2 protein-coding genes are annotated in these 1,230 nt (G+C 55.9%); both read right to left on the bottom strand.

Annotated features, from left to right (window positions below):
• Positions 1-806: flagellin Hag (gene hag / locus BCM02_RS35075; protein WP_148933754.1), on the bottom strand; the 806-nt coding region annotated here is incomplete at its 3' end.
• Between the two features lie 238 nt (positions 807-1,044).
• Positions 1,045-1,230: flagellin (locus tag BCM02_RS35070; protein WP_281288278.1), on the bottom strand; the 186-nt coding region annotated here is incomplete at its 5' end.

Below are 1,230 nucleotides of genomic sequence, written 5' to 3'. Positions count from 1 at the left end.
TGCTCCATCATTTCTTTGGCCATGTCGACGTCGCGAATACGGGATTCCGCTGCCGTCAGGTTCTCGCTCGTCGTGCCCAAGTTGTTGATCGTGTGCTCCAGACGGTTCTGGTACGCACCCAGCTTGGAACGCTCTGCCGATACGGTCTCGATCGCCGTGTTGATCGACGTGATCGCCGCGCTTGCCGATGCTTGCGAGGAGATGCTGATGCCTTCCGTTGCAACGGCTGCTGCGGTACCTGTTGCCGCTGCGTTCGTCGTGGAGGCGCCGGTTACGCCCAGCGTCTTCGCGTCCATTGCCGAGATCGACAGCGCCATGTTCTGGCCTGCGTTCGCGCCAATTTGGAACGTCAGGTCGGAAGCGCTTGTCACGGTCGAACCGGTCTTCGCGGAACCGTCAAGCAGCTTCTTCGTGTTGAATTCCGTCGTGTTCGAGATACGCGTGATTTCTTTCGCCAACTCGTCGACTTCCTTCTGCAGTTCGCCGCGGTCCGTCGACGTGTTCGTGTCGTTGGACGATTGTACCGCGAGTTCGCGCATGCGCTGCAGGATGCTGTGCGTTTCGTTCAGCGCGCCTTCTGCCGTTTGGATCAAAGAGATACCGTCTTGCGCATTCTTGCCTGCCATGTCGAGGCCGCGAATCTGGCCGCGCATTTTCTCGGAGATCGCAAGGCCCGCCGCGTCGTCGCCTGCGCGATTGATACGGAGACCGGACGACAGCTTCTCAATCGATTTGTTCGTGGCGGCGCTGTTCGTGCTCAGCTGACGGTACGTGTTCAAAGATGCAATGTTGTGGTTAATACGCATAATAATATTCCTCCCTGAATGTGAGGCCCGCTTCCTTGCGGTGCCTTGATGATTGGTTACAAGCGCTTCGCGAGTCTTGCTTCTCTCTCGTGCCCTTGTACTATATATATCGGTCGTTCGAAAAAGTAGGTTATAGCTGAAGAGCCGGTAACATTACCCATTAACTATGTCCGCACGCCGTTTCCCAGCTATAAAAAAGCCCGTATCCACTTCATGCGGATACGGGGTATAAAGGGGATTAACGGAGAAGTTGCAATACGCCTTGCGGCTGTTGGTTCGCTTGCGCGAGCATCGCTTGCGCCGCTTGGGACAGAATATTGTTCTTCGTTTGCTCCATCATTTCTTTGGCCATGTCGACGTCGCGAATACGGGATTCCGCTGCCGTCAGGTTCTCGCTCGTCGTGCCCAAGTTGTTGATCGTGTG

Source organism: Paenibacillus methanolicus (assembly GCF_008124765.1).
Lineage (GTDB): Bacteria > Bacillota > Bacilli > Paenibacillales > Paenibacillaceae > Paenibacillus_Z > Paenibacillus_Z methanolicus.
This window is presented reverse-complemented; position numbering and strand designations above follow the sequence as displayed.